Below are 7,014 nucleotides of genomic sequence, written 5' to 3'. Positions count from 1 at the left end.
CCGCGCCGTCCTCGTCTACGCTCGCCTCCGAGACGCTCCAGGGAAGAGACCAGACCCTCATGGCCGACAGCTACGACGTGCTCATCATCGGCGCCGGCCCTGGCGGCTACGTCACCGCGATCCGTGCGGCGCAGCTCGGGTTCAAGACCGCGGTGGTGGACCGGGAGCACCTCGGCGGCATTTGCCTGAACTGGGGCTGCATCCCGACCAAGGCGCTGCTGCGCTCGGCCGAGATCTACCACTACATGCAGCACGCCTCCGATTACGGGCTCTCCGCCAAGGAGGTCTCGTTCGACACGGGCGCGATCGTGAAGCGCTCGCGCGGCGTCTCGTCGAAGCTGAACGGCGGCGTCGGCCACCTCCTGAAGAAGAACAAGGTCGACGTGATCTGGGGCGAGGCCACGGTCAACAGCGTCGCCAAGGGCAACGGCACGGGGCAGGTGACGGTCAAGGAGACCGCCCGCGCGCCGGCGCCGAAGGGCGCGCTCGCGGCCGGGACGTATTCGGCCAAGCACATCATCGTCGCCACCGGCGCGCGCCCGCGCGCGATCCCCGGCATCGAGCCCGACAAGAAGCTGATCTGGACCTACTACGAGGCAATGGTGCCGGAGACGATGCCGAAGTCGCTCCTGGTGATGGGCTCGGGCGCGATCGGCATCGAGTTCGCCTCGTTCTACCGCACCATGGGCGCCGAGGTGACGGTGGTGGAGCTGCTGCCGCAGATCCTCCCGGTGGAGGATCCGGAGATCGCCGCCATCGCCCGCAAGCGCTTCGAGAAGCAGGGCATCAAGATCCTGACCGGCGCCAAGGTGACCAAGGTCGAGAAGGGCGCGGATTCGGTCACCGCCACCATCGAGGCCGCCGACGGCAAGGTGCAGACGCTGACGGCGGAGAAGCTGATCTCGGCGGTGGGCGTCGTCGGCAACATCGAGGGGATCGGGCTCGAGGCGCTCGGGGTGAAGATCGAGCGCGGCATCGTCGTCACCGACGGGCTCGGCCGCACCAACGTGCCCGGCCTCTACGCCATCGGCGACGTCGCCGGCCCGCCGATGCTCGCCCACAAGGCCGAGCACGAGGGCGTCATCTGCATCGAGACGATCAAGGGCCTGCCCACCCATCCGATGGACAAGGCAAAAATCCCCGGCTGCACCTACTGCCAGCCGCAGATCGCCTCCGTCGGCCTCACGGAGGCGAAGGCCAAGGAGCAGGGCTTTGCGATCAAGGTCGGCCGCTTCCCCTTCGCCGGCAACGGCAAGGCGATCGCGCTCGGCGAGCCGGACGGGCTGATCAAGACGGTGTTCGACGCCAACACCGGCCAGCTGCTCGGCGCCCACATGGTCGGCGCCGAGGTCACCGAGCTGATCCAGGGCTACGTCGTCGCCATGAACCTCGAGACCACCGAGGAAGACCTGATGCACACGGTCTTCCCGCACCCGACGCTGTCCGAGATGATGCACGAGAGCGTGCTGGATGCTTATGGGAAGGTGATTCATACGTAGGGAGGGGAGGGGGCGAAAAGCTCCTTCGAAACAGGCTGTTAGGGTCCTGAGGCTAGGCCGGAGGTAGGCTCCGGGTCAAGCCTTGGGTAGGGGGTCGAAGGGGCCTCGGGCACAACTGAGTGTGCCCAGATTGTGCCAGAGATGGCGACAGCGAGGGTGCGCGAGGTAGGGGCCTGAAGGCTGAGACCACCAGGCATCGTGGGTCTGTGCGCAGCCTATTCGGGTAGGGGGGAGGGGCCTGGAACGAACCCAGGGGTCACCCGCGCGACACCTCACACCTAAGGGGCAACGGCCGGGCTCCCCCCCGTACCCCCTCCGGCTGCTTCCCTCAGGCGCAAACACCTTGGCCCAGGTCAGAGACCTACCAGCGCCACCGCAAGCGCGGTGCATCCCGCAACTGCCACCCCGAAGAGGGCACCTGCCGTTCGCCAAGCGACGGTCTGCAGCGGCCGGTTGTCGTTGGCGGTGATGCCATCCATGCGGCGACGTATGAAGCAGTCAGGCTGGACGACAGCGGCCGAGGACGCATGCGAGCGGCGGTGAGCATAGGGTTGGGTGCGAACGGCGCACATGTGGCTCTCCCGGGCGGTCGCTGAGTGACCATCAGGAGAACGCGCGAAGGTAGCTTGAGGTGCCGTAGCAAGAGGCGGTGCCAACAGGTTTCCTAGGGGTCACCCGCGCGACACCTCATACCTGACACGCGGCTCAGAGTTTCCCCCCGTACCCCTCCGCCCGGTCTCCCTCGGGCGCGAGCGCGATGGCCCCTCCCTCCGGCCTCATGCCGCTCTCGTGCATCCGACGCTCCGGCCCTCCGCCACTTCCCAGGCTCCGGCGCGTTACCCCCGAAGTCGAGGCCACGGCGGCCCGCACGAGGTTAGCCATGAAGAACCCAGCATTGAGCCTCTGGCTGATTGGCGCCAATCGCGCGGCCGGCTGGTGGATGGGAACGGCTACGTCCATCGTTCGAAGGCAGCAGCAGTTGGCGCTCGCTGAGATGACGAAGGCCACAGCGGGGAAGAAGCCCGCCCGGAAGCGCAAAGCCAAGCCGAAGGCCCGAGTGTGATCCGGTGCCGGCGGCGACTGCGGTTAGCTTAAGCTGCCCGCCTTAGGCCGCTTTTGCGGGCTCGGCGTCACAAAGCAACGGGACGTAGGCGCACCACTGGCAGTAGCCTTTTGCCTCCGTCTGTCGGGCATTGCGCTGGGAGCAGTGCGGGCACACCCTCAATGTCAGCTTGAAGCCAGTGAGCGAGCCATCGCCTCTGCCGCGAAATGTCACCGCGCCTTGTGGAAGGTGCACTACCAAATGGTCTTTCAACATACAGCAACCCTGCGTTGGGCCTTTCTAGCGCAGGTTGCATGAAACAATCAAACGCTTAGTTTCGATACAAACGTTTTTAGCCGGTTATACGCCGCAGTATTCCGTAATCTGTCCGCAAGGGTATGCCGTAGCGGACAGCGGCGGGGTTGTCCGAAAGGCCGTCCGTAAGGGTTGATATTGCCCAACGGACAGCCAATTTTGCGGACAGTCTCCTATCGGACAGACGCTGCTCCCATGCAGACCATACTCTACGCCCGGGTCTCGACCACTGATCAGACCATCGCCCACCAGCGCACCCAGGCCGAGGCCACCGGCTTCAGGATAGACGAGGTGGTCGCGGACGAAGGCGTGTCGGGCCTCACCACCAGCCTCAAGGATCGCCCTCAGGGCCGCCGGCTGTTCGACATGCTCCGCCGCGGGGATACCCTGGTGGTCCGTTGGGTGGACCGCCTGGGCCGCAACTACGCGGACGTGTGCGACACCATCCGGGAGATGATGCGCCGAGGCGTCATCGTCCGCACTGTCATCAACAACCTCACCTTCGACGGGGCCACCAAGGACCCTATGCAGCAAGCCGTGCGGGATGCGCTCATCGGCTTCATGGCCGCCACAGCGCAGGCCCAGGCGGAGGCCACCAAGGAAGCGCAGAGGGCCGGCATAGACCACGCCAAGGGCCGCGAGGACGCCTACCGGGGCCGCAAGCCCAGCTTCACGCGAGAGCAGTTCGATGCCGTCAGCGGGGCTCTAGGCCAGGGCCAGGGGGTGAGCGATATCGCCACTGTAACCGGCCTATCGCGCCAGACCATCTACCGCATTCGTGACAACCCGGTAGAAGCGGAAGCAGCTTTGGCACGATGGGCCTAGAGATGGACGCGCCGGATCGACCGTGGGCAATGGCGAGAGTGGCGGTCTCTGCCCATCGCGTGGCAGCCGCAGCCGATGAGCTGCTTGCCAGCCACTATGCCAACCTCGCGGCCTATATGGATCAGCAAGCGTCGTGCGCGGCCGGCGAGCTGTTCCGTACCCTGAGCCGGCATCATGCCATCCGTGCGCTCGCTAAGCGCGGGGAGGCGGCGGCCTTGGCTCAGAAGAACGGTCTGCTCTGGGAGGATTGAGGGTCTTGCGGGATAGACCCAAAACCCAAGGACGGCGATCTAATGAGTGGATTTGCGGCTACAACTATGCGGCAATGCATCGGCACGATCACCGCGTGATTCTTACGCCGGTTCCTGGGCATGAGCTTACGATGCCGCTGTTCTACATCGACCTTCATGACGGCTCAGAGCTGGTCCGCGATACCGAGGGCTTCGACCTGCCTGATGCGGAAGCCGCACTCACAAAGATGGTCCAAGTGATGAAGCGCGTTGCAGAGTTGCTCGATACCACCTCCGATCATCAGGCCTACCAAGCTACCGTTCGTGACCAGCATGACAGGGTCATTGCGCAAGCCAACCTCACGCTCGACATGGACGTTGTGGATGCCTTTTGAGAGGGAGACGCCGGGATGAAGGTGAGGACGGCTCCAAGACCCCTTCGGCGTCTGGAGCGTTGACCATCACAGCGCGACCCACCGCCTCGCGCCAACAGAGCGCCCGCCGATGCGACACGTCCCCGTCTATGCCTGCCTCGCGATAGTGGCCGCGTGTGTCGCCACCATGCCGGCCCAGGCAGAACCCGAAGCCTCCGCGCAGGCCAACAACTGGGCAGACCTCCGAGCTGCGCTGGCGAAGTGTTGGACCGTCCCGGCGGGGACAGACGGCTCGCTCCTCGCCTACCGCTTCGGGCTCGATAAGGCGGGGGCCATCCGGGGGAGGCCGCGCATCATCGCACGCCAGCTCAAGGGCGATGCGGAGGCACAACGGCATTATCAAGAAGCCGCAGACGCGGCGCTCGCCAAGTGCTTCCCGATCCCGGTCACGCCGGCCTTCGGAGCAATCCTTGGTGAGAGCCCGCTCTATCTCCGCTTCGTGAACACGCCGCCGACTAGCGCGTACCAGATTAACAGCAACATCACGCTGTTCGCCCCGAGGTAGGCTGTGCCTCCTACGCCCGCCCCTCGGCCTTCGCCATGCTCGCCGGAATGAAGGCGAGGACGACCGCGAGCATCACTCCGAACCAGCACCCGGCGGCCTTCACCGCGAAGTCTCCGAAGCGGCCATGCCAGGTTAGCTCAAGGTTCTGCATCGCTTCCATGGCACCAGCAAGCACGATCAGCGCTCCTACGATCTGCCAGCGGCGGCGCGGGTATCCGAGGGTGAACAGGAAGCTCACCACCGCGTAGGCGCCGAACCGCTCGACGGAGACCGAGGCATCGCTGATGGGCCGGAGGCCGATGGGCGCGAGGGTCGCGAAGACAACTCCCGCCAGGAGCAGCCAGCCTAGAATGCGGGAGGTCTTCATCATGATGGGAGGGTGCCCGGTTGCCTTGGCGAGACTGAGGCGGAGGCAACGGTCGGGCCATCAGGTACCGCCTTAATCAAGAGCGCAGCGCCGGGGCATCCTGAGAAAGGTGGGCGGGACCAGCTCACGGGATGAAGGGTAGGCGGCATACAACATGCAAGCGTGGCGCTATCGCAAAACGAGCCCGCAGGCAGTACTTAGCCTTATTACCACCCTCAGGCTTAGGCCCTTAAGATGCCGCTGTTCTATATCGACCTTCATGACGGCACTAATTTTGTGCGCGACAAGAAGGGCTTTGAATTAACAGACTCAGTAGCAGCGAGAGAGAAGTTAGGGCATGTTTTAAAGCGGTTCTCTGAGCTACTAGACACAACATCAGACGGTCAAATATTCTTGGCAAGCGTTCGAGATCAGGCCGGAACCATAATCATGCGGGCACGGCTTACGCTTGCTATCGAAGAGCTTGAAACGGCTTAGCGGCTTCACCGCCCGCCTTCCCTCTTGGCCCTCATCCGCTGAGGGACTTCACGGCCGACCTCGGCTCTTCGCGAACGCTGCCTGCCCGATGGCTCGCCGCCGGGCCAGCTTCGACATGCCGGCCTCGATGGTCTCCCGGTCCAGCACCTCGGGATCGAACGGGCCGCCGTACCATTCGAGCATCCGTTTGCGCTCGCGGTGCCGAGGCTTGGTGACAGCCTCCAGGAACTCCTCGAAGCCCATTGTCCCGCCCACGTCCTCGGGTGGTGCCCGTCTCGCGCCGTCGAGGAAGCGCGGGTAGGCAACTGCGGGGTCCGCCGGGCCGATCTCTTCGACCGTGATGGTGTGCTGCCAGTTGTCCCCGAAGTCGTAGGTGTAGGCGAAGGCGGTGGTGCCCCGATCCACGAGCGCCCCGAGCTTGGTGGACTTCGCGCTGCGGGTGTTTCCGTCAGGCCACTCCGGGTCGGGGATGGCGTAGCGGACAGCCCCCTCCCGAAACTGGAAGAGGTGGTAGTCCTCGAAGGGCATCGCCGCCTGGATCACCTCATGCAGGAGCTTGAGGCTAGCTGTGAGCGGCACCTCGACGGTCCGCCAGACGGTGGGCTCAGTGTCGTCCAGGGTGAACGGAGGCGGGCGATGCGACTCGGCTCGGTCATGCCACGAGGTTACCGTCGAGAGCGCTAGGAGCAACCCCGCGGTCTCGCACAGCGACCACCGGCTTCATTCCCCCTTGCCGTGTAGGCCTCGAAAGAGTGAGCCACTCGGTCTTCCCAAGCAGCCCACATGCTCCGCGGTCTACTAGCCCCTGTAGCCTTACGGGCGGTCGCAATCCCGCCGGTAGCCGTACCCGGCATGGCGGAAACCGTAGCCCGCGCTACGATAGCCGTAGCCATCCGAACCACCCGCGTAGAAGCGGGCGGGAGGGCGAGCACGGTAGGCCGGCCCTTCCTCGTAGTCGTACTCGCGGACCACTCGGGCCGAGCGATAGGTGACGACCGGGGGCGCCCCGTAGTGGTATCCGTAGGTCGGCGCGGGGCGGCCATAGCCGTAGCCTATATCGGGGGCTCCTGGGCCTCCGCGACCGCGGCCCCGAGGTGGTGGACCCCTTCATCGTCACCCGAGGATGAGCCAGCCTACGTGCACGAAGTTGCTTTAGATGATCCGCCGTGCCTCAAGGCGCACAGACGAGCCTAGCTCTTTGGCTTATCAGTCTCCTCAGCCATACCCTTCAAAATCTCATCGATGTTGGACGAGGCGGCTGGCGGAGTAGGGGTACGCTGAGGCGAGCCTGACGTTCCGGTTGAAGCTCGCGGCTTTGCT

Annotated in this window: 9 protein-coding genes; 7 read left to right on the top strand and 2 right to left on the bottom strand. The window is 64.9% G+C overall.

Features of this window, described 5'->3' with window-relative positions; genetic code table 11:
• Positions 1-59: 59 nt before the first annotated feature.
• The 6 genes from lpdA (at position 60) to MKK68_RS16665 (ending at position 4,850) form a co-directional block, all read left to right on the top strand.
• Positions 60-1,499, top strand: a complete 1,440-nt coding sequence (gene lpdA / locus MKK68_RS16690; RefSeq protein WP_244031574.1) for a dihydrolipoyl dehydrogenase — start codon at positions 60-62, stop codon at positions 1,497-1,499.
• An 880-nt stretch (positions 1,500-2,379) separates the two neighbouring features.
• Entirely contained in the window at positions 2,380-2,562 is a 183-nt protein-coding gene (locus MKK68_RS16685; protein WP_244031571.1) for a hypothetical protein, read from the top strand.
• Positions 2,563-3,051: 489 nt separating this feature from the next.
• On the top strand, positions 3,052-3,681 hold the full coding sequence (locus tag MKK68_RS16680) for a recombinase family protein (RefSeq protein ID WP_244031569.1): 630 nt from the start codon (positions 3,052-3,054) through the stop codon (positions 3,679-3,681).
• A gap of 2 nt (positions 3,682-3,683) precedes the next feature.
• Entirely contained in the window at positions 3,684-3,932 is a 249-nt protein-coding gene (locus MKK68_RS16675) for a hypothetical protein (protein ID WP_244031567.1), read from the top strand.
• Positions 3,933-4,063: 131 nt separating this feature from the next.
• On the top strand, positions 4,064-4,306 hold the full coding sequence (locus tag MKK68_RS16670) for a DUF6894 family protein (RefSeq protein WP_244031565.1): 243 nt from the start codon (positions 4,064-4,066) through the stop codon (positions 4,304-4,306).
• A gap of 109 nt (positions 4,307-4,415) precedes the next feature.
• On the top strand, positions 4,416-4,850 hold the full coding sequence (locus MKK68_RS16665) for a hypothetical protein (RefSeq protein WP_244031563.1): 435 nt from the start codon (positions 4,416-4,418) through the stop codon (positions 4,848-4,850).
• Between the two features lie 10 nt (positions 4,851-4,860).
• Here the strand turns inward: MKK68_RS16665 and MKK68_RS16660 are convergent, their stop codons facing one another.
• On the bottom strand, positions 4,861-5,220 hold the full coding sequence (locus MKK68_RS16660) for a hypothetical protein (protein ID WP_244031561.1): 360 nt from the start codon (positions 5,218-5,220) through the stop codon (positions 4,861-4,863).
• A 231-nt stretch (positions 5,221-5,451) separates the two neighbouring features.
• On the opposite strand from MKK68_RS16660, the gene MKK68_RS16655 reads away from it, so the two are divergent.
• Positions 5,452-5,694, top strand: coding sequence for a DUF6894 family protein (locus MKK68_RS16655; RefSeq protein WP_244031559.1), 243 nt, complete (start codon positions 5,452-5,454; stop codon positions 5,692-5,694).
• 48 nt (positions 5,695-5,742) lie between these two features.
• Here MKK68_RS16655 and MKK68_RS16650 read toward each other — a convergent pair whose 3' ends face one another.
• A complete protein-coding gene (locus MKK68_RS16650; protein ID WP_244031546.1) occupies positions 5,743-6,273 on the bottom strand; it encodes a plasmid pRiA4b ORF-3 family protein in 531 nt (176 codons plus the stop codon).
• Positions 6,274-7,014: the final 741 nt, after the last annotated feature.

The organism is Methylobacterium sp. E-016 (genome assembly GCF_022829745.1).
Taxonomy (GTDB): domain Bacteria; phylum Pseudomonadota; class Alphaproteobacteria; order Rhizobiales; family Beijerinckiaceae; genus Methylobacterium.
The sequence above is the reverse complement of the archived record's forward strand: the minus strand, read 5'-3'. Positions and strand labels throughout refer to the sequence as shown.

Excerpts from the sequence above, each read along its gene's own strand:
- lpdA (WP_244031574.1), top strand. The coding sequence starts at position 60 with ATGGCCGACAGCTACGACGTGCTCATCATCGGCGCCGGCCCTGGCGGC.
- MKK68_RS16685 (WP_244031571.1), top strand. The coding sequence starts at position 2,380 with ATGAAGAACCCAGCATTGAGCCTCTGGCTGATTGGCGCCAATCGCGCG.
- MKK68_RS16680 (WP_244031569.1), top strand. The coding sequence starts at position 3,052 with ATGCAGACCATACTCTACGCCCGGGTCTCGACCACTGATCAGACCATC.
- MKK68_RS16675 (WP_244031567.1), top strand. The coding sequence starts at position 3,684 with ATGGACGCGCCGGATCGACCGTGGGCAATGGCGAGAGTGGCGGTCTCT.
- MKK68_RS16670 (WP_244031565.1), top strand. The coding sequence starts at position 4,064 with ATGCCGCTGTTCTACATCGACCTTCATGACGGCTCAGAGCTGGTCCGC.
- MKK68_RS16665 (WP_244031563.1), top strand. The coding sequence starts at position 4,416 with ATGCGACACGTCCCCGTCTATGCCTGCCTCGCGATAGTGGCCGCGTGT.
- MKK68_RS16660 (WP_244031561.1), bottom strand. The coding sequence starts at position 5,220 with ATGATGAAGACCTCCCGCATTCTAGGCTGGCTGCTCCTGGCGGGAGTT.
- MKK68_RS16655 (WP_244031559.1), top strand. The coding sequence starts at position 5,452 with ATGCCGCTGTTCTATATCGACCTTCATGACGGCACTAATTTTGTGCGC.